Source organism: Kitasatospora sp. GAS204B (assembly GCF_029892155.1).
Lineage (GTDB): Bacteria > Actinomycetota > Actinomycetes > Streptomycetales > Streptomycetaceae > Kitasatospora.
Window position 1 is genome coordinate 127,199 of sequence record NZ_JARZAG010000008.1, and the last position, 18,973, is coordinate 146,171.

The window sequence follows — 18,973 nt, forward strand, 5'->3', positions numbered from 1 at the left end:
CCGGTCCCCGGCCCTGCTCAGGCCACCGCCTGCCACCTCGCTCCCGACCACCACATGGCGCGCAGGGCTGCCCGGCCCGCGGCCGGACAGCCCTGCGATGGGATCGTCAGCAGCCCTTGAGCGCCGGCGTGTTGACGGCCGGGCCGTGGCGGGTGGTGCGCGGCCGGTTGTGTCGGGTGTCACCTGCCAGGGTTTGGCTCAGCCTTTGGCGACTGCGGTGGCCCAGTCGAGGTTCACGCCCATCTGGGCGTACATGTCGGTGTATCCGACGTAGCAGTCGAACTTCTGGACCTTGCCGTTGTGCAGGTACCAGAAGTCGGCGGTCGGTGCGTCGATCTTCGCGCCGTTGGGCTTGAGGGTGCCGGCCGGTGTCTGCAGTGGTCCCTCGAAGGTGCCCTGGATGGACAGTTCGAGGCTGATGACGTCGCCGTTGACGGTGATGCTCTTGAGGTCGCGGTGGACGTCGGGGAAGATGGCGGCCATGCCGGTGAGCACGTCGCCGAGCGCCTTGCCCTGGTAGGTCTTGCCGGCGACCTCGTCGTTGAAGACGCCGTCGTCGGTGAAGCTGTTGATGAACGCGTTGACGTCCAGGCTGTGGCCCTCCGCCACGTGGTAGGCGTTCAGGACGACCGCGAGGTTGGCTATCTCGTGCGCGGTCAGGTGGCGGTTGGTGAGCGGCAGCGCCGACAGTTCGCGAGGGCTCAGGGCCGCGTGGGTCTGCGAGTTGCTGACGGCGTTGACCCGCGCGCTGGCGGCGATGGGGCTTGCGGCCTGTGATGGCGCGGCGGCGATGGCGAGACCGCTGAGGCTCGCGACCGCGGCCGTGGTGACGATCGTCTTCCATCCGAGCGACTTCATATCGTGCTCCTTCAGGTTGGTTCTCGGGATCTGAGGGTCCGTCGAGACGGTTGTGTGTCGCGTGCGGCGCTCTCAAATCAAGCGCTTGTTTGAAGGTAGGAGTGGCGGCGCCAAGCTGTCAAGCGAATGATTGATTTATGTGTTGCGGAGCGCGCGCCCCGGAATGCGCGCGCCTGGTAGGTGGGTTGACGGGTGATCAGCGAGCTGCCGAGCGGGCGAGTGCCGGTTCGGCCCTCGGCTCCTTGACAGCAAAATCAATCAACTGTTTGACTACTGCCCATGGCGACAGAGCGCACAGACCAACGCCGCGAGGCCGGCCAACGGACACGGGACGGCCTGCTGGCCGCCGCGGTGGAGTTGCTCGCGCAACGCGGCCAGGACGGTGTGACCCTCCGCGAGATCACAGACCACGCCGGCGCCAACGTCTCCGCGGTGAGCTACCACTTCGGGTCGCTGAAGACACTGTGCGATTCGGCGATCGAGCACGCGCTGGAGCGGTACCTGGACGAGCAGATCAACGCGGTCGCTTCGCTCGACACCACGTCGAGCATCGAGGAGCTGGCCGCGGCGTTCACCAGGCCGATGATGCGCGCACTGGCGGCCGGCGGACAGGACCTGGCGGTCATCCGGACGGTGGCACGAGTCGGGATCGACCCTCCCGAGGGCTGGGATCGACTGGCCGCGAAGTTCCAGCAGTCCCGGCGGGACATCATCCGCAAGCTCTCGGCCAACCTCCCCGGAGTCGGCGAGCAGGAGCTGGACTTCCGCATCCGCTGCGCGGCCGGCCTGCTGAACTGGCTCGCACTGGCGCCCATCGGCACCGAACTGGCCACCAAGCCCCCCGAGCAGATCGAACGGTGGCTGGTCCCCGTGCTGGCCGGGGCATTCCGCGGCTCCCCGAACACCAGCTGACCCAGGCCGACAGTTGCCAGCACGCCGCCGGCCTCATCCGGCACATCGTGCGGGCCTTGGCGACCGACAGTGCACTCCTGCTCTCGGCCGGCCCGCCGGACGGGCGGCCGGACGGGCGGCCGCCGGACCCGGGGCCGCTGTTCGCTCGGCCGGCTGTGATCAAGTCGGGGGTTGTCCCGGGGTAGGGCGGGTCTGGAGACTTGGTCCTGTGGACGAAGCGACCGCGACACCCGTAGTGCCCGCCGCCCTGGTCTTCGCCGGCCAGGTGCTCGACGCCGACTCGTTCCGCAGCTGGGACGAGCCGCCGCGGTACACCGACGACGGGGCCTCGTACGCCGACGACCTCGCGCGGGCGCGAGCCCGCAGCGGGGCGGACGAGGCGGCGCTCACCGGGGAGGGGCGGATCGGCGGGCACCGGGTGGCGGTGCTGCTCAGCGAGTTCACCTTCCTGGCCGGCTCGATCGGCACCGCGACCGCCGCCCGGTTGCTGCGCGCGGTGGAGCGGGCGACGGCGGAGCGACTGCCGCTGATCGCGTTCCCGGCCTCCGGCGGCACCCGGATGCAGGAGGGGACCCCGGCGTTCGTCCGGATGATCGCCATCGCCAACGCCGTCGCCGCGCACAAGGCCGCCGGGCTGCCGTACCTGGTCCACTTGCGCCACCCCACCACCGGTGGCGTGCTCGCCTCCTGGGGCTCGCTCGGCCAGCTGACCACCGCCGAACCCGGGGCGCTGGTGGGCTTCCTGGGCCCGCGCGTGTACCAGGCGCTGTACGGTGCACCGTTCCCGGAGGGGGTGCAGCGCGCCGAGCACCTGGAGCGGTTCGGCACGGTGGACGCGGTGCTGACGGTGGGTCAGCTGCGCGGGTGGTTGACGGCGGCCCTCGATCTGCTGGACGAACCCGTGAGTTCGCCGAACGAACCGATGGGTTCGATGAGCGAACCGATCAGTTCGGTGAATGAACCGATCAGTTCGGTGAGCGAGCCGGCGGGTTCAGCCACGGTCCCCGTCTGGGAATCCGTCGGTCGGACCCGGGAGCCGGGGCGCCCCGGGCTGGCCGAGTTGCTGGGCGAGGCCGACACCCTGGTCCCGCTCTCCGGCACCGGAGCCGGCGAACGCGACGACGCGCTGCGGCTGGCGCTCGCCCGGTTCGGCGACCGCCGCTGCGTGGTGGTCGGCCATGATCGGGCGGCGGCAGCCGTGCACGGCCCGGTCGGCCCCGGCGCCCTGCGCACCGCCCGGCGCGGCATGCGGCTCGCCGCCGAACTGCGCCTGCCGCTGCTCACCGTGATCGACACCCACGGCGCGCTGCTCAGCCAGTCCGCCGAGGAGGGCGCGCTGGCCGGGGAGATCGCCCGTTGCGTGGCCGAACTGAGCACGCTGCCCGTCCCCGTGGTCAGCCTGCTGCTCGGCGAGGGCGCGGGCGGCGCCGCGCTCGCCCTGCTGCCCGCCGACCGGGCGATCGCCACCGAACACGCCTGGCTCTCCCCCCTCCCCCCGGAGGGCGCCTCGGTGATCCTGCACCGCACCCCCGAGCACGCCCCGCAACTCGCCGAACAGCAGCGGATCGGGGCAACGGAGCTGGCCAGGGAAGGCGTGATCGACCGCATCCTGCCGGAGCCGCCCTCCGCTGCTGCGGAGCCGGCCGAGTTCATCCGACGCACCGTCAGCGCCGTCCGCGAGGAACTGGCGCACGCGGCGACGCTCACCCCGCCCACCCCGCGCCTGGCCAGGTTCCGCGGCCTGGCGCAGTAACCGCGAGCAGCCGCAGTAGCCGCGGAACCCGAGCAGCCCGGGACCTCTCGTACGGATCAGCGCGCGACGTCCCCCGGCCCCGCCAGCACCGACCAGGCGGCGGCCACCTCGCGGCGGACTTCGGCCAGGGCACCGGCCGGTGTCACGTCATGGGCACGCGGCGCGAGTTCGGCGCCGCCCGCACGGATCGCGACGGCCAGCGCACGCAGGTCGGCGGTCGTGCCCGCCAGCTCGGCGGGCGCCGGTGAGCCGGCACCCTGGGCGGTCTGCACGGCGGCCGCGGTGCCCGCGTCGATCACCCGTTCCACCGCCACCAGCAGCGGCCACCAGGCGGCGGCCCGGGCGCCCGTCGGCGGCGGTTCGCCCAGGGCACGCTGGAACTCGGTGCGCAGACCGCCCAGATCGCGGTAGAGCCGACGTCGCAGCCGATGCCGCGCACCCGCCGAGCCCACCGAGCCCACCGAGCCCACCGAGCCCACCGAGCCCACCGAACCCGGCGACGGCCCGGGCGCGTCACCGTCGCCGCCCACCCCCGCGAACGCGCACTCGAGGTACCGGGCGACGTCGTCCACCGAGTCCGCGAGCCGGGCGCCGACCCGGGAGTGCCAGCTCTCCGGCCAGAGCGCATACCCCGCGACCAACACGATCGCGCAGCCGAGCAGGCTGTCCACCAGTCGCGGCACCAGCAGGTGCACCCCTTGGTGGTTCAACAGGTCGGAGAGGATCAGGATCAGCGGCGTGATCACCATCGTCTGCAGCCCGTAGCTGCGTCGCGAGACCACCGGCAGCGCCGCCGCCAGCACGGCCACCACCGGCACCTCCCAGGCCCCGCGCGGCACCACCTCCAGCACGGCGGTGGCCAGCACCAGCCCCACCGCGGTCCCCAGCGCGCGCAGCACCGCGCGGGTGAAGACCGAGCCGAAGTCGGGCTTGAGGACGAAGGTCACGGTCAACGGCACCCAGTAGGAGCGCGGCACCGTGACGGTGGAGACCAGCGCCTGGGCCAGCCCGAGGCAGAGCGCCAGCCGCAGGCCGTAGCGCCAGGAGGTGGCCGACAGCAGCACCTCCCGCGCACGGGCCGGCACTCGCGCCCGCAGCGGGGTCGGCCGCAGCCCGGCGGACGGCACCGGCGACCGGCGCGCGTCCGCCAGCACCTCCCGCGCGTGCAGGACGGCGGCGGCCGCGGCCCGTTCGACCGGGGTGTCCGGCTCGGTGTCTGAGGAGGACTCAGCAGCTGACGGAGCGTCAACGGCGAGGGTGCGCAGCGTTCCCCCCACCGCCACCGCCGCCGCGATCCGCCGCACCTCGACCGCCAACCGCCTGCCCAGCGGGCCACCCGCCGCGTGCACGGCGGGGGCCGCCTCGACCAGCGGCGTCAGCGCCCCCAGCAGCGCCATCAGACGGGACATCCCCCGGCTGCGCCCCGGGACCAGAGCGCGGCGGCTGAGCAGCAGGTCGTAGGCGTTGTCGAGAGCTCCGGTCAGCCGGGTCCGCGCCTCGCTCCAGTCCTCCCCGCCGGCGGCGTCCAGCAGGTCGGCGGTCGCGTGGTAGGCGTCGGCGACCGCCGCCCGTTCGGGGATTCCGGAGCGGACCGGCCAGGCGAGCAGCGCCATCACCAGGATCAGCGCGGCGCCGAGCAGGATGAGCGCCGGACCGTGCCACCAGGGCGGCGGGAACGGCAGGCCGGCGCCGATCACCGCCATCAGCAGCACGTTGAGCCCGACGGCGGAGGAGACCGCGCCGATCGTACTGATCATCCCGGCCACCAGCGCGAGCCCGGTGAGGGCGGCGACGGCGACCCAACCGTGCCCGTACACCTGCTCGCCGAGCGCCAGCCCGGCGGCGGCGAAGAGCTGTGGAACGGCGATGTTGAACACCCGCAGCCGGTAAGCGTCGGCGGTGTCCCCGAGCACGGCACCGAGCGCCCCCATCGCGACCAGCGCGCCGTCTGCACTCTGCCCGACGGCGAACCCGACGGCCACCGGCAACCCCATCCCGACGGCCGCGCGCACGGCCGCCGCCTTGGGCACGGCGGTCGGCTGCGGACGCAGCGTGCGGACCAGCCAGGGCGGCGGGGTCAACCGGCCGGCGGCAGAGTCGTTCTCAGTCGTCCTCACCTGATGATCCTCGCCCGTCGCTCACTTCCCTGCCGGAAGGCACGAGCGCTCACCGCGCGCACCCGCCACCGCACCCGGGCCACCGCGTTCGGCGGATAGCTGCGGTAGCCATTGGACGAGAGCTCGCAGCCGATCACATCCCCAGGCGGTGGTTCAGTGGCCGAGGGCGGTCTGGACGAGCTTGATGACGACCAGGACCATCGCGATCAGCAGGTACGTGCGCAGCGCGCCCATGCCGATCTTGCGGCCGGTGGACATCACCGGGCGGGTGAGGGTCGCCAGTGGGGGCATCCGCCAGTTGTCGCGTCCGGTGCGGTCGATGGGGTCCTCGGCGGTGGCGGTGCGCTTGCGCGTGAAGGCGAAGCCGGCGGCCAGCACCCCCAGCACGCCGCAGCCGGCCATGATGTCCAGGATCGCCCCGGAGGAGATGTTCGGGAACAGCACCGAGGCGGTCAGGATCACCGACAGCGTCACCAGCACCCCCACCACCGCGGAGGTGAACGCGTTGACCTTCGGCCCGTTCGACCACGGCCCCAGCACCTGCTTGTCGTTGCACAGCAGCAGCAGGAAGACGGAGGCCGACGGCAGCAGCACCCCGGCCAGCACCTGCACACCCTGCGTCAACAACCCCAGCGTGTGGTCACTGGCGACCAGCACGATCGCCGCCGCCACGCAGACCAGCGCCGCGTAGACGGCGTAGAAGCCCTTGGCGCCGGCGACCCCACGGTGCAGCGAGTGCTTCATGCCGAAGACGTCACCGATCGCGTACGCGGTGGAGAGCGAGACGGCGAACGCGCCGATGATCGAGGCGTCCAGCAGCGCGATCGCGAAGAGCACGCCGACCAGCTTGCCGGAGTGCTCCGCCAGGCCCCTGGCCACCGCGCCCGCGTCCGAGAACTGCCCCACCCCGTCGGTGCCGGCGAACGCGGCGGCGGTGAAACCCATCATCGCGGCCGCGCCGACCACGACGATCACGATGCCGATCCACAGGTCGGCCTTCTCGTACTTCATGAACCGCGGCGTGATCCGCTTGTCGATCACGTACGACTGCTGGAAGAACAGCTGCCACGGCGCGACGGTGGTGCCCACGATGGAGATGATCAGCAGCATCACGGTCGCCAACTGGCCCGTGCCGCCCGGCATGTTCGGCACCACGAAGTCGTGCGCCATCTGCGAGGTCCTCGGGTGGACCATGAAGTAGATCGGCACCAGCAGCAGCGAACCCGCGCACAGCGCCACCGCGATCCGCTCGAAACGGCGGAACGAGCCGGTGAAGGCCGAGGCGATGATGATCGCGGCGGCCAGCACCACCGAGGCGACCTTCGGCAGGCCCAGGTAGCCGGCCGCCAGCGTCACCCCGATGAACTCTGTCACCAACGTCAACCCGTTCAGCAGGAACAGGTCGATCACACTGAACGCGCCCCAGAACTTCCCGAACCGCTCCAGGATCAACCGGGCGTGCCCCACACCGGTCACCGCACCCAGGCGCAGCACCATCTCCTGGTTGACGTACAGCACCGGAACCAGCAGCAACAGCGTCCACAGCAGATGCGTGCCGTAGTTCTGCCCGGCCTGCCCGTACGTGGAGAACGCGCCGGCGTCGTTGTCGCCGACCATCACGATCAGGCCCGGGCCCACGATCGCCAGCAGCGTCTTCAGCTTCGCGGACAGGCCCTTGCGCTCGGCCGTGTCATCCAGCCGGATCGTGCCCAGCGCACCCTTGATGTCACCCAGGTGCGCGTCATCCAGCACCGCGGCACGCGCGGCGGGAACCTTCGAGTCGAGAGTCGCGTTGGTGGTCATGATGAACCTCCCTCAGCCCCCACGGATTCAGGGGGAGTTCGGAGGCACGCGGCAGCAGCCCTCGGAGCAGGTGGAGCGTGCGCAGGCGCGAGTGAGCCTTGCCGAGGTGGTTACCGCGAGCCGAAGAAGTACGAGGACAAGCGGGAGTAGGGGCAACTATGGCCCGGACTACTGCAATCCATGAGTCTGTCTCTCGCCTCCCCCCGGCCGGTGCGCGCGACGGATCCGCTACGCATGACGACACGGCAAGGAGCTCGCCGTCCCCGAGGGCCGGCTCACCCCAACTCGTCAGAGCTTTGGCACTTCACGGCGTGATCCGACTCGGCTGAGCCGGAAGCCACTTGGGATCAACCCTTAGGTCGGGAAGATCTGTCCTGATCCGGAGCGTCTCTCGACGGTTGGGATCAGTGGCCTGTGTCCGTGAAGACGCCTCACCGAACGAGGTGCCTTCTTCATTGAACGCTCACCAGCATAGACCCGTGGTTGCATCGAGCGGCAAGCGATTACCAAACTTTGACTGATGAACAGATTGTTCACAAGGAACCGTTGACAACGAGCTGCAGTGTGGTGAGGGTGATGGCATGTCATCAGCCAACAGCCCAAACGACCCGACCGATTCAGTCGATCCGTTCGCGGTGCCCGATCCCGACCAGGCGCGGGTGCAGCGCGAGTACGCCTCGCTCTTCCGGATAGCCGAGCGGCACGCCGCCACCGACGAGCAGCGCCGGCGCCAGGTGCACCCGATGGTCCTCGCGCCGCACGAGGCGATCCGCTTGGTCACCTTCCTGCTGAGCGGCGCCGCGCTGCCCGAGGAGGGCGAGCCGGAGGTGGACCGCAGCGACATCCTGGCCGCGCTCAGTCTGGTGCCACGAGCCCGGGCCGAGATGGACGACCTGGAAGCCGGACTGCTCGGAATGGCGCGCGGGCGCGGACTCACCTGGCAGGAGGTGGCGTTCGGCCTGGGCCTCGGCACTCCGCAGGCGGCCCGGCAGCGGTACGAGCGGCTGGCCGGCCGGTCGGCGGCTGCTGCGGATGCCGGTGCCGGTGCCGGTGCTGCGGATGCTGGTGCCGCGGACACGGCTGCTGCGGACGCGGCCGCTGCGTCAGGTCGGTGAAGCGGCGGCGGTCTGTCCGCTCTCGGCGATTCCGCTGAGAGCTTGCCGCTCTTCCCGCCGCCGTCCTCGGGCGGCAGAGTCAGTCGGCATGAGACTCCTGATCCTGGGTGGTACCGAGTTCGTCGGGCGGGCCTTCACCGAGGCGGCCCTGTCGCGTGGTTGGGAGGTGACTGTCTTCCACCGCGGCCACCACGCGCCGCCGCCGGGCGTCCGGGCGCTGCGCGGCGACCGGACCACCGAGGACGGCCTGGCCGAGTTGGCGGCGGCGGCCGCCTCGCCCGAGGGCGGGTGGGACCTGGTGGTGGACACCTGGCGGTTCGCCCCCACCGCCGTCCGGGACGCCGCGCGGCTGCTGGCGGGGCGGGCCGGCCACTACGTCTACGTGTCCAGCCGCTCCGTCTACGGCTACCCCACCGGGGTCGACCTGGACGAGCGGTGCCCGGTGGTGGACGGCGATCCGGACGACCCGGAGGGCGACTACGCGCGACTCAAGCGCGGCGGCGAGCTGGCCGCGCTGGCGTCGTTCGGGGAGCGTGCGCTGCTGGTGCGCGCCGGACTGGTGCTCGGCCCCGGCGAGAACGTCGGGCGCCTGCCCTGGTGGCTGAACCGGATCGCCCGTGGCGGTCCGGTCCTGGCGCCCGGACCACGCGAGCTGACCATCCAGTACATCGATGCGCGCGACCTCGCCGGCTGGAGCCTGGACGCGGCCGAGCGCGGCCTGGGCGGCGTGTTCAACCTGGTCTGCCCGCCCGATCGGACAACCATGGGCGACCTGCTGGAGACCTGCGTCGCCGCCACCGGGTCCACGGCCGAGCTGCGCTGGACCGACCCGGAGGTGCTGCTGGCGGCCGGCGTCGAGCCCTGGACCCAGCTGCCGATCTGGATCCCGCCGGGCGAGTTGCACGCCACCATGCACCGCGGCAACGTCGGCAAGGCGCTCGCTGCCGGGTTGCGCTGCCGCCCGCTGAGCGAGACGGTCGCGGACACCTGGGCGTGGCAGCGGGAGCTGCCCGGCGGCGTGCCGAGCGGGACCGGCCACTCGGCGAGCGGGATCAGCGCCGAGCTGGAACGGGAGTTGCTCGGGCAGCCGTGAGCGGACGGGTGGCGGGGGGCGCAGCCGGCCGCGCGGGAGCGCAACAGCGGGCACCGCTACCGGCGCTGAGCCCCCTCGCGAGCCCCCGAACAGGCCCCTGAGCGTGCCGCCGCACGGGCCGCCGCGCGGGCCCAGAGGGCGACCGCGGCGCCGAGCAGGCACAGGGCGACCGCGACCACGATCGCCCGGTCGGCGCCCGCGGCCGCTGCGGCGGCGGGACCCGCGGGCGAGCGGGCGGAGCCGATCAGCGCCAGGGACAGGGCGACGCCGAGGGCGGAACCCAGGTAGCGGGCGGTGTTGTTGGCGCCGGATCCCATGGCGGCGCGATGGCCCGGCACGCTGCTGACGGCGAGCCGGGCCAGCGCCGCGTTGAGCACTCCGCTGCCCAGACCGGCCACCACCAGGCCGGGGACCAGCCGGGGCCAACCGGCGGCGGGCGTGAGCCCGTAGAGAGCGGCCTCGCCGACGGCGCAGGCCAGCAGGGCGGCAGCCAGCTGGGTGACCGGGGCGAGCCGGTCGGCCAGTCGACGCGACTGCAGGGCGGCGACCACCGACAGGCCGGACCAGATCGCCAGCACCAGCCCGGCCACCAACGGGCTCTCGCCGAGGGCGCGTTCCAGCACGCTGGGCAGGCAGCTCATCAGGCCGACGATGGACAGGCCGGTGAAGAGCGCACCCGTCCCGGCGGCGACGAAGCGGGCGTCGCGGAAGAGCGCGAGGTCCAGCATCGGCTCGGCCACCCGGGACTCCACCAGCGCGAACGCGCCCAGCGCCAGCACCCCGAGGGCCAGCAGCGTCACCGGGGCCGGCCGCAGCCAGCCGGTGCGTCCCTCGGCCAGACCGGCGATCAGCGCGGCGGTGCCGACCGACAGGGTGAGGGCGCCGAGCGGGTCCAGGCGGCGCGGCCGGTCGCTGCGGGACTCGGTGAGGTGCCGGGCCGCGAGCCCGGCGAGCAGCAGTGCGAGTGCGGCCAGCACCGCGTAGACGGCGCGCCAGCCGGCGAGTTCGGCGAGCAGCGCGGCGTAGACGGGACCCACCGCGATGCCGAGCCCGACCGCCGCGCCCCAGCCGCCGAGGGCCCGCACCCGCGCGGGGCCGGCTGGGTAGGCCTGGCTGACCAGGCCGAGGCTGGGCGCGAGCAGCGCGGCCGAGGCACCGCCCTGGAGCACCCGGGCGATCACGAAGACGGTGGTGTCGGGGGCGAGCGCGGACAGCGCGGCGGAGGCCGCGAGCAGCAGCGCGCCCGCGGTGAACACCCGCTTGCGGCCGTGGTCGTCGGCGACTCCGCCCATGATCAGCAGCAGTGCGGTGAGGCCGAGCAGCGCGCCGGTGAGGATCCAGGTCTGCGCGGCGGGCCCCGCGTGCAGGGCGCTGGCGGTGGGTGCGAGCGTGGTGGTCGGCAGGGTGTAGGCGATCAGCACCAGGAAGGTGCCGTAGCAGGCGGTGAGCAGGGCCGGGCGCGGGCCGGGCCGCGCGGCCGACGGGAGTAACGGGGGCAGCGGGGGCACCGGGTCGGGTGTCGACAACAGGTCGGGGCGTGCACTGTCCTGGGCCATCGACGACCACCTCAGTCTGGTGAATGAACTCACTCGGGCAAGCGAGTCTGGTGAATGAACTGACTCGTTCATCACGCTACACCATCGGTCTGTTCAATGAACCGACCCGAGTACACTGGCTCCCATGGCGCTCGGAACGGACTACGCCCAACAGGACTGCTCGCTCGCCCGTGCCCTGGAGGTGGTCGGCGAGCGCTGGAGCCTGCTCATCGTGCGCGACGCCTTCTACGGGGTGCGCCGGTTCAACGACTTCCTGGTCCACCTGGACATTCCGCGCGCGGTCCTCACCGCCCGGCTGCGGGCCCTGGTCGAGGCGGGGGTGCTGCGCAAGGAGCCCTACCAGGACGGCCCGGTGCGCTACGAGTACCTGCTGACCGAGGCCGGCCTCGAACTCTGGCTGCCGGTACACGCGTTGGCCCGCTGGGGCGAACGGCACGCCGCCGAGCACGCCTCGCACACCGTCTTCACCCACGACGCGTGCGGCAACCGGATCAGCCCGGTCGGCATCTGCGTCCCGTGCGGGGTGGCGGTCGCGCCGGCCCACGTCGTCATGCGGCCGGCTCCCGGCGACCGTCGCAGTCCGCGCACCGACCCGGTCACCCTGGCCCTGGCCCGGCCCCGGGCGCTGCTCACTCCCGTACTGACGGAAGGTCAGCACTGAGCCCAGCCCCATGCGCTGGGCGCCGCCCCACGCCGAGCAGGCCTCAGGACGACCGCGCCACCAGCGGTGCGCAGCTGCGGTCGAGCGGCCGCGTCTGCGGCGGCGCCTGCGCCGGCTCGGCGGCGAAGGCGAAGCGGACCACCTTGCCCCGGTCGTTCGGCTCCCACCCCCAGCTGTCCGCCAGCGCCTGGACCAGCGCCAGGCCACGCCCGGAGCTCACGTCGTCCGCGGGGCACAGCACCAACGGCGTGCGCCTGGACCGGTCGGCCACTTCCACCAGTAGCTGCCGACCGGTCCACCGCACCGTGACCCGGCACTCCCCGCCGCCGTGCTCCAGCGCATTGGTGACCACCTCGCTGGCGCACAGCCGCAGGTCCCCCCGTGCCTCCGGGGCGAGCGGAACCCCCCAACCCGCGGCCACGGCAACGATCCGGTCACGAGCCCGCCGAACGGCGTTGGCATCAGCGGTGACCTGGAATTCATTCGACAGGGGACGGTACTCGCGCTCCATGTAGGGCATCTCCTCGACGATCCAGGGAGCGGCTGAACCATGATCCGCCGTCCCCGAGCGGCTGATGCACAGTCAACCGACTTACGCCCGAGAAGAGAACGGTCCATGCTGGGCTGAGCCGTGAACGACGTGAATCAAGCAAGGGGGAGCTATGACTCGCACGCCGAACAGACAGCTGGCCGCCCTGCTGGCCGAGGCCCGCTGGGGCAACGACCAGCTGGCCCGCGCGGTGAACCGGATCGGCCGCAGCGCCGGTCTGGAGCTGACATACGATCACTCTGCGGTCTCGCACTGGCTGAAAGGCGTCCGTCCCAAGCCGACCGTCCGACCGGTGGTGGCGGAGGCGTTCGCCCGTCGGCTGGGCCGCCCGGTCACCTCGCAGGAGGCGGGCTTCGGGCCGGCCCCGGCCGGCAGCACTCCCGGGGCCGACCTGGCCGACCTGGTGCGCAGCGACATGGACCCGTCGCGCCGGAGCATGCTGACCGCCGGGCTCTACTCGGCCGCGATGCTGGTGCCCGGCTACACCGAGCTGGCCCAGCGGCTGGACAACGCCAACCACGAGGTGCGGGCGGGGCGCACCGTGCGGATCGGCGAGAGCGAGGTGGAGACGGTCCGGGCGATGACGGAGCGGATCGCGGGGATCCTCGACGAGCTGGGCGGCGGCCACGCGCGCCCGATGAGCGCCGCGTTCCTGGCGAACACCGTGATGCCCTGGCTGCAGGCCGACGGCACGCCACGGGTGAAGAAGTCGATGCTGGCCGCCGCCTCCGACCTGGTCTACCTGACCGGCTGGATGGCGATGTACGAACGGGCGCACGGCCTGGGCCAGCAGTACTTCACCGAGGCCCTGACGCTGGCTCAGGACGGCCAGGACCACGTCACGTACTGCCGAACGCTGCGGGGCATGTCGCTGCAGGCGGCCAACCTCGGCTATGGGCCGCGCGCGCTGCAGTACGCGGACGCCGCCGCCGAGTGCGCGCCGGCCGCCGGCCCGCGACTGACCGCGTTCCTGCGCGGCCAGCAGGCGCACGGCGCCGCCATGGTGCGTGACCAGCGGCTGGCCTTCACCAGGCTGGGCCAGACCGAGGCGGCGCTGGCCAAGGCCGACGGGCGCAACGACGCGGTGGGCGGGTACGACTGGTCGGCGTACCACTTCCACGTCAGCAGCGTGCTGTACGCGCTCGGTGACCTGCCGGGCTCGATCCAGGCGATGCGGCAGTCCAACCGGGTGCGCCCGGCGAACGAGCGGCAGGGGCGGCTGCACGCGAACGGGGTGCTGGCGGCGCGGCAGTGGGAGCTGGGCCATGTCGAGGCCGCGTGCGTGACCTGGGGCGAGTTCCTCGACGACTACACCACGCTGGCCACCGCGCGCGGGGACGAGCATTTCGACGTGCTGCGGCAGAGCGTCACCGCCCATCCGGGCAGCCGCGCGGTGCGGCGGCTCGGCGAACGGGTGCGGGTGGTGGCGGGCCAGAAGGCCGCCGTTTAGCGGGTCACCGAACAGCGTGGTGCGACAAGGGGCGCGGAGGACGGAGGACGGAGGACACGCCGGGGGCCGCGCGCCCTGAGCAGATACCCTCCAGGGGTATAGGCTGAGACCCATGGACGCGATCCGGCACGCCCTGTCCATCACCGGCTCGATGACCTGGGAGATCACCTGGGCTCTGATCCTGGGCTTCGCGCTCTCCGCGGTGGTTCAGGCGGTGGTCCGCAAGTCCACCATCATCCGGCTGCTCGGCGACCACCGGCCGCGCACCCTGGCCGTCGCCTCGGCACTGGGCGCCGCCTCCTCGTCCTGCTCCTACGCGGCGGTGGCGCTGGCCCGGTCGCTGTTCCGCAAGGGCGCCGACTTCACCTCCGCGATGGCCTTCGAGATCGCGTCCACCAATCTGGTGATCGAACTCGGCGTGATCCTGGCCCTGCTGATGGGCTGGCAGTTCACGGCGGCGGAGTTCGTCGGCGGTCCGATCATGATCGTGGTGCTCGCGCTGCTCTTCCGATTCTTCCTGCGCGACCGGCTGCTGAGCACGGCTCGCGCGCAGGCGGAGCGCGGCGTGCCCGGCTCGATGGAGGGGCACGCCGCGATGGACATGTCGGTGCCGGGCGACGGCCCCTTCACCCGCCGGCTGCTCTCCCCCGCCGGATTCACCGCGACCTCGCACGTCTTCGTGATGGAGTGGGCGGCGATCATCAGGGACCTGGTGATCGGGCTGCTCATCGCCGGCGCCATCGCCGCCTGGGTGCCGGACAGCTTCTGGCACGCGTTCTTCTTCGCCGGACACCCGCTGGCGAGCAAGCTGTGGGGACCGCTGATCGGACCGCTGGTGGCGATGCTCTCCTTCGTCTGCTCGATCGGCAACGTGCCGCTGGCGGTGGTGCTGTGGCAGGGCGGGATCAGCTTCGGCGGCGTGGTCGCGTTCATCTTCGCGGACCTGATCATCCTGCCGATCCTGAACATCTACCGGAAGTACTACGGCGCCCGGATGGCCGCCTTCCTGCTCGCGACCAGCTACGCGGCGATGGTGGCGGCGGGCTACCTGGTGGAGTTCGTCTTCGGCGGGCTGGGGCTGATCCCGGACCAGCGGGACGCGAAGATCCCGATGGAGGGGATCAGTTGGAACTACACCAGCTGTCTGAACATCGCCTTCCTGCTGCTGGCGGCCACGCTGCTGGTGCGGTTCCTGCGCACCGGCGGCCTGGCGATGCTGCGGATGATGGGCGGGGCACCGCAGGCGGCCCACCGCGGCCACGACCGTCGGGACCACGACCATCGGGACCACGATCACCAGGATCACGACGCCTGACTCCGGCCCGGACTACGCTCGAGCCATGACCAGCCGATCCCCGTTCCTCGGCGACGAAGAGCGCCGAGCCCGCCTGGCCCACCGGCAGCTGCTGGCCCCCGCCCACCGGGCCGCCACCGTCGAGCAGGTGGCCGATGCCGTGGTGGGCCTGCACGCCACGGACGCGGCGACCGTCTACCTCTCGGCCTGCACCCGCCTCACCGAGCCGAGCGCCGCCGCGGTCGACCGGGCCCTGTACGAGGAGGTGACGCTGGTGAAGCTGCTCTCCATGCGGCGCACCATCTTCGCCGTCACCGAGGACTGCGCCCCGTACGTCAGTTCCTCGAGCGCGCGGGCCATCGCGGTCAAGGAGCGGGCCACCCTGGTCAAGCACCTGCGCGAGGGCGCGGACGGCTGGGACGAGGCGCGGCTGGCCGCGACCGAGCGCGCCGTGCTCGCCGCACTGGCCGCCCGCGGTGCGGCCACCACCGCGGAACTGGCCGTCGACGTCCCGGCGTTGAGCGAGACGATCCTGATGGCGCCGGGCAAGCCGTACGAGGCGCGGCAGAGCGTGGGCAGCCGGCTGCTGCGGCTGCTGGCCTCGGACGGGCACGTGCGGCGCTGCCGGCCGCGCGGTTCCTGGGTGAGCAGCAGCTACCCGTGGGCGCTGGTCCCGCAGTGGCCCGACGTCCCGGTCCGGGAGGCCAAGGCGGAGGTGGTGCGCCGCTGGCTGGCCCGCTACGGTCCGGCCACCGTCGAGGACGTCAAGTGGTGGACCGGCTGGACGCTCGGCGACACCCGGAAGGCGCTGGCCGACGTCGGCGCGGTGCAGGTCCAACTGGCCGGCGGCCCCGGACTGGTGCTGCCGGGCGACGAGGAGCCGGAGTCCGGGTCGACCGGCGAGCCGTGGGCCGCGCTGCTGCCCGCGCTGGACCCGACGGTACTGGGTTGGCGCGGCCGCGACTGGTACCTGGAGCCGGAGTTGGTGCCCGCGCTCTTCGACCGGACCGGCAACGCGGGCCCGACGGTGTGGTGGAACGGCCGGGTGGTGGGCGGTTGGGCCCAGCGGTCGGACGGCGAGCTGGTCTGGCGGCTGCTCGCCGGGATCGGCGGGTCGGAGGCGAGGACGGCCGAGCGGGCGATCGCCGCCGAGGCCGAGCGGCTGGCCGGCTGGCTCGGCGAGGTCCGGGTCACCCCGCGCTTTCGGACGCCGCTGGAGCGGGAGTTGACGGGTTGAGGCAACCGGGACGGGCCGACGAACGGGCTGAGGAGGTGGAGATAGGACTCGAACCTATGTACGCGGCATTGCGGGCCGCTGCCTCGCCACTCGGCCACTCCACCCGGCGATCTGCTGCTCGGCAAGGATCCTGACCGGCAACCGGCCCGGACGCCAAACCGCCTCCCGCGCTCCTCACCCGCTCGGCGGTACGTCGCCCTCCCCGTTAGCCCGGACGGCCCGCAGCGCCGCCCGGGCCCGGGTCACCAGCGCGCGGCCGGCCGAGCTGCCCAACTCGTCGGCGCGCCGGTCCGCTCCGCCCGACACGACGGTCGCTCACCCGGCCGCGTGGGTCGCCACGGAGTCGGCGAACTCCCGGGCCGGCGACGGCAAGGCGTCCCACTGGCGGACCGCCCAGCCGACCGGGAGGGGTGGCAGGGCGGGGATCGGGATCAGCCGCAGCTCCGGGTGGCCGGGGGCCCGCCAGCCGGGCAGCGCGGGGACCACGGCGTGACCGAGGCCGAGTTCGGCCAGCAGCACCGCCGTGTCCCAGTCGGCAACGCTGGTGGTGGCGCCCTGGACGTGGCCGAGCTGGCCGTCCAGCCGGGCCCGGGCGACGGAGTTCTCCGGCAGCCGGATCGGGCGGATCGCGGTCAGCTCGCCCGGCTCGATCAGCGTGCGCTGCGCCAACGGGTCGTCGATGCGCACCGCGAGCACCCAGGGCAGCTCGATCACCGGCCGCTGTTCGATCCCGCGCGCGGGTGCGCCGATGGTCACCCAGGCCAGGTCGGCCTCCCCCGCCGCGAGCGCGTCGAAGCAGCTGCGGCTGGACGTCTCGGTGCGGAACTCCAGGTTGACGTCCGGGTGTTCGCGCCGAAAGTGGGCGACGGCGGCGGTCATGAAGTGGCGCATCGTGGTGGCGCCGGTGGTGATCCGCACCGTGCCGCGGTCCCCGTCGCGCAGGTCGTGCAGCTGACGCAGCGCCAGATCGAGCTGGCCCAGCCCCTGGGCGGCCGCGCGATGCAGGATCTGCCCGGCCTGGGTCGGCGCGACCCCGCGCGGGCGCCGCTCCAGCAGGGCCAGGCCGAGTTCGGTCTCCAGCCGCCGCACGTGCTGGCTGATCGCCGACTGGGTACGGGAGAGCTCGCGGGCGACGGCGCTGAGGTTGCCGCTCTCGCAGGCGGCGACGAAGACGCGGAGATCGTCGAGGGTCATGGAGCAGCACCGTAGCAAGGCCCAGACCGAAGATTTCCCTTGGATCTGTGGAAGACAACCTGAGGATTGACTTGGGTGTCGGGGAGGAGAAGCATCGTCAGCGACCGGGGCGGCGACCTGTCCGCCGAAGCCAGGGGGGCACGCGGCGGCGATCCGGGAGCCGGACGTCGACCCTGGCGGACAGGCGCCGACCCGGTGACCCGAGACGCGACAGGGGGAAGCCGGATGGGACGGGCCGAGGCGGCAGTGGCGCTGCTGCGTTCGCTGGGCGCGGCGGAACTCGACCACCCTGGCGGCACGTTGCTCGCCCACCTGGAGCGGGTCCAGCTGCTGCTGACCGCCTGGGGCGCCCGCCCCGACCTGCGGCTGGCCGGTCTCTGCCACGCCTGCTACGGAACGGACGGCTTCGCCACCACCCTGCTGCCGCTCAACGCGCGGGGCCGGCTCTCGGAGGTGATCGGCCCGGCGGCCGAGCAGCTGGTGTACGACTACGGCAGCTGCGACCGTGCCCTGTCGTACCGTCAACTCCCGGTTGCCGACGGGCTGATCCGCGATCGCTTCAGCGGGCTCGAGTCCGTCCCCGACCAGCGGCGACGCCAGGACTTCGCCGAGCTGACCGTCGCCAACGAGCTGGACGTGCTGCGGCACAGCGCCGAGCTGCGGGAGCGCTGGGGGCCGGCGCTGGGGCGGCTCTTCACCTCCCTCGACCCGTTGCTGAGCGAGCCGGCCCGCCGGGCGGTCCGGGATGCGCTGGGCTGAGGCCGACGCGTCGGTCGCGGGCCGCCCCGGATGAGACGGGCGTCACAGTCGCCCGGCCCGTCCGGATGTCACATCTCGCCGGTCTGCTCCGTCAAAGCTGGGCAAGCATCGACACGGCAAGGAGAGCATCATGAACGCCCGGCTCAACTTCTACGGCAGCTCCATCACGCCCAACTTCGCGAAGTACATCAACTCGGCGGGCAAGGTCGTCACGGACTCGACCCTGCCGCACGCAACGCAGGAGCTGGTGAAGATCCGCGCCAGCCAGATCAACGGCTGCGGGATGTGCCTCGACATGCACACCAAGGACGCCGCGCACGCCGGGGAGACCGCGCAGCGCCTCAACCTGGTCGCGGTCTGGCGGGAGGCCACCGTCTTCACCGAGGCCGAGCGGGCGGCGCTGGAACTGGCCGAACAGGGCACCCGCATCGCCGACGCCGCCGGCGGCGTCAGTGACGAGGTCTGGGCGAAGGCCGCCGAGCACTACGACGAGGAGCAACTGGCCGCCCTGGTCTGCCTGATCGCCCTCATCAATGCGTACAACCGGCTGAACGTCATCGTCCAGCAGCCCGCCGGCGACTACCAGGTGGGCCAGTTCGGCTGACCAACGCCCGGGGCCGC

The 18,973-nt window shown here is 72.6% G+C and carries 17 protein-coding genes, 1 tRNA gene and 1 riboswitch; of the genes, 10 read left to right on the forward strand and 8 right to left on the reverse strand.

The window, feature by feature from the left end; genetic code table 11:
- Positions 1 to 198: 198 nt before the first annotated feature.
- Positions 199 to 858: a nuclear transport factor 2 family protein gene (locus P3T41_RS13485; protein ID WP_280690034.1), complete on the reverse strand. Its 660-nt coding sequence runs from the start codon at positions 856 to 858 to the stop codon at positions 199 to 201.
- A gap of 279 nt (positions 859 to 1,137) precedes the next feature.
- Between P3T41_RS13485 and P3T41_RS13490 the strand changes: the two genes are divergently transcribed.
- Positions 1,138 to 1,770, forward strand: coding sequence for a TetR/AcrR family transcriptional regulator (locus tag P3T41_RS13490; protein ID WP_280690035.1), 633 nt, complete (start codon positions 1,138 to 1,140; stop codon positions 1,768 to 1,770).
- Positions 1,771 to 1,978: 208 nt separating this feature from the next.
- Positions 1,979 to 3,523, forward strand: a complete 1,545-nt coding sequence (locus P3T41_RS13495) for a carboxyl transferase domain-containing protein (RefSeq protein WP_280690036.1) — start codon at positions 1,979 to 1,981, stop codon at positions 3,521 to 3,523.
- 56 nt (positions 3,524 to 3,579) lie between these two features.
- Here P3T41_RS13495 and P3T41_RS13500 read toward each other — a convergent pair whose 3' ends face one another.
- Together P3T41_RS13500 and P3T41_RS13505 are read right to left on the reverse strand one after the other, a co-directional pair.
- Positions 3,580 to 5,640 carry an FUSC family protein gene (locus P3T41_RS13500; protein WP_280690037.1) on the reverse strand — a complete coding sequence of 687 codons (2,061 nt, stop codon included), beginning with the start codon at positions 5,638 to 5,640 and terminating at the stop codon, positions 3,580 to 3,582.
- A 153-nt stretch (positions 5,641 to 5,793) separates the two neighbouring features.
- Positions 5,794 to 7,443: a divalent metal cation transporter gene (locus tag P3T41_RS13505; protein WP_280690038.1), complete on the reverse strand. Its 1,650-nt coding sequence runs from the start codon at positions 7,441 to 7,443 to the stop codon at positions 5,794 to 5,796.
- A 272-nt stretch (positions 7,444 to 7,715) separates the two neighbouring features.
- Positions 7,716 to 7,893, reverse strand: a riboswitch (M-box (ykoK) riboswitch).
- A 131-nt stretch (positions 7,894 to 8,024) separates the two neighbouring features.
- Between P3T41_RS13505 and P3T41_RS13510 the strand changes: the two genes are divergently transcribed.
- Together P3T41_RS13510 and P3T41_RS13515 are read left to right on the forward strand one after the other, a co-directional pair.
- A complete protein-coding gene (locus tag P3T41_RS13510) occupies positions 8,025 to 8,558 on the forward strand; it encodes a DNA-binding protein (protein ID WP_280690039.1) in 534 nt (177 codons plus the stop codon).
- Between the two features lie 88 nt (positions 8,559 to 8,646).
- The gene (locus P3T41_RS13515; RefSeq protein ID WP_280690040.1) at positions 8,647 to 9,651 is read left to right on the forward strand and encodes an NAD-dependent epimerase/dehydratase family protein; all 1,005 of its coding nucleotides are present in this window, start codon (positions 8,647 to 8,649) and stop codon (positions 9,649 to 9,651) included.
- Between the two features lie 56 nt (positions 9,652 to 9,707).
- On the opposite strand, the gene P3T41_RS13520 is transcribed toward P3T41_RS13515, so the two are convergent.
- Complete coding sequence (locus P3T41_RS13520; protein WP_280690041.1) at positions 9,708 to 11,207, reverse strand: MFS transporter; 1,500 nt, start codon at positions 11,205 to 11,207, stop codon at positions 9,708 to 9,710.
- Positions 11,208 to 11,331: 124 nt separating this feature from the next.
- On the opposite strand from P3T41_RS13520, the gene P3T41_RS13525 reads away from it, so the two are divergent.
- Positions 11,332 to 11,868, forward strand: a complete 537-nt coding sequence (locus tag P3T41_RS13525; RefSeq protein ID WP_280690042.1) for a helix-turn-helix domain-containing protein — start codon at positions 11,332 to 11,334, stop codon at positions 11,866 to 11,868.
- Positions 11,869 to 11,911: 43 nt separating this feature from the next.
- On the opposite strand, the gene P3T41_RS13530 is transcribed toward P3T41_RS13525, so the two are convergent.
- A complete protein-coding gene (locus P3T41_RS13530) occupies positions 11,912 to 12,388 on the reverse strand; it encodes an ATP-binding protein (RefSeq protein ID WP_280690043.1) in 477 nt (158 codons plus the stop codon).
- Between the two features lie 142 nt (positions 12,389 to 12,530).
- Between P3T41_RS13530 and P3T41_RS13535 the strand changes: the two genes are divergently transcribed.
- The 3 genes from P3T41_RS13535 (at position 12,531) to P3T41_RS13545 (ending at position 16,399) form a co-directional block, all read left to right on the forward strand.
- Positions 12,531 to 13,868, forward strand: coding sequence for a hypothetical protein (locus tag P3T41_RS13535; RefSeq protein WP_280690044.1), 1,338 nt, complete (start codon positions 12,531 to 12,533; stop codon positions 13,866 to 13,868).
- A 112-nt stretch (positions 13,869 to 13,980) separates the two neighbouring features.
- Complete coding sequence (locus tag P3T41_RS13540; RefSeq protein WP_280690045.1) at positions 13,981 to 15,183, forward strand: permease; 1,203 nt, start codon at positions 13,981 to 13,983, stop codon at positions 15,181 to 15,183.
- A gap of 25 nt (positions 15,184 to 15,208) precedes the next feature.
- Positions 15,209 to 16,399, forward strand: coding sequence for a winged helix DNA-binding domain-containing protein (locus tag P3T41_RS13545; protein WP_280690046.1), 1,191 nt, complete (start codon positions 15,209 to 15,211; stop codon positions 16,397 to 16,399).
- 33 nt (positions 16,400 to 16,432) lie between these two features.
- On the opposite strand, the gene P3T41_RS13550 is transcribed toward P3T41_RS13545, so the two are convergent.
- The 3 genes from P3T41_RS13550 to P3T41_RS13560 all read right to left on the reverse strand — a co-directional run bounded on the left by P3T41_RS13550 (position 16,433) and on the right by P3T41_RS13560 (position 17,593).
- Positions 16,433 to 16,503 (reverse strand) — tRNA-Cys (locus tag P3T41_RS13550).
- Positions 16,504 to 16,573: 70 nt separating this feature from the next.
- Positions 16,574 to 16,705: a hypothetical protein gene (locus P3T41_RS13555; protein WP_280690047.1), complete on the reverse strand. Its 132-nt coding sequence runs from the start codon at positions 16,703 to 16,705 to the stop codon at positions 16,574 to 16,576.
- A 9-nt stretch (positions 16,706 to 16,714) separates the two neighbouring features.
- The gene (locus tag P3T41_RS13560; RefSeq protein WP_280690048.1) at positions 16,715 to 17,593 is read right to left on the reverse strand and encodes a LysR family transcriptional regulator; all 879 of its coding nucleotides are present in this window, start codon (positions 17,591 to 17,593) and stop codon (positions 16,715 to 16,717) included.
- Between the two features lie 225 nt (positions 17,594 to 17,818).
- Here P3T41_RS13560 and P3T41_RS13565 point away from each other — a divergent pair, with 225 nt between their 5' ends.
- The gene (locus P3T41_RS13565; RefSeq protein WP_280690049.1) at positions 17,819 to 18,352 is read left to right on the forward strand and encodes a DUF6817 domain-containing protein; all 534 of its coding nucleotides are present in this window, start codon (positions 17,819 to 17,821) and stop codon (positions 18,350 to 18,352) included.
- A gap of 130 nt (positions 18,353 to 18,482) precedes the next feature.
- Positions 18,483 to 18,956, forward strand: coding sequence for a carboxymuconolactone decarboxylase family protein (locus tag P3T41_RS13570; protein ID WP_280690050.1), 474 nt, complete (start codon positions 18,483 to 18,485; stop codon positions 18,954 to 18,956).
- Positions 18,957 to 18,973: the final 17 nt, after the last annotated feature.

Bases quoted from the DNA above. Each gene is read 5' to 3' on its own strand.
- P3T41_RS13545 (WP_280690046.1), top strand. From the start codon at position 15,209: ATGACCAGCCGATCCCCGTTCCTCGGCGACGAAGAGCGCCGAGCCCGC.
- P3T41_RS13505 (WP_280690038.1), bottom strand. From the start codon at position 7,443: ATGACCACCAACGCGACTCTCGACTCGAAGGTTCCCGCCGCGCGTGCC.
- P3T41_RS13535 (WP_280690044.1), top strand. From the start codon at position 12,531: ATGACTCGCACGCCGAACAGACAGCTGGCCGCCCTGCTGGCCGAGGCC.
- P3T41_RS13525 (WP_280690042.1), top strand. From the start codon at position 11,332: ATGGCGCTCGGAACGGACTACGCCCAACAGGACTGCTCGCTCGCCCGT.
- P3T41_RS13490 (WP_280690035.1), top strand. From the start codon at position 1,138: ATGGCGACAGAGCGCACAGACCAACGCCGCGAGGCCGGCCAACGGACA.
- P3T41_RS13515 (WP_280690040.1), top strand. From the start codon at position 8,647: ATGAGACTCCTGATCCTGGGTGGTACCGAGTTCGTCGGGCGGGCCTTC.
- P3T41_RS13565 (WP_280690049.1), top strand. From the start codon at position 17,819: ATGGGACGGGCCGAGGCGGCAGTGGCGCTGCTGCGTTCGCTGGGCGCG.
- P3T41_RS13520 (WP_280690041.1), bottom strand. From the start codon at position 11,207: ATGGCCCAGGACAGTGCACGCCCCGACCTGTTGTCGACACCCGACCCG.
- P3T41_RS13540 (WP_280690045.1), top strand. From the start codon at position 13,981: ATGGACGCGATCCGGCACGCCCTGTCCATCACCGGCTCGATGACCTGG.
- P3T41_RS13570 (WP_280690050.1), top strand. From the start codon at position 18,483: ATGAACGCCCGGCTCAACTTCTACGGCAGCTCCATCACGCCCAACTTC.
- P3T41_RS13485 (WP_280690034.1), bottom strand. From the start codon at position 858: ATGAAGTCGCTCGGATGGAAGACGATCGTCACCACGGCCGCGGTCGCG.
- P3T41_RS13510 (WP_280690039.1), top strand. From the start codon at position 8,025: ATGTCATCAGCCAACAGCCCAAACGACCCGACCGATTCAGTCGATCCG.
- P3T41_RS13560 (WP_280690048.1), bottom strand. From the start codon at position 17,593: ATGACCCTCGACGATCTCCGCGTCTTCGTCGCCGCCTGCGAGAGCGGC.
- P3T41_RS13530 (WP_280690043.1), bottom strand. From the start codon at position 12,388: ATGCCCTACATGGAGCGCGAGTACCGTCCCCTGTCGAATGAATTCCAG.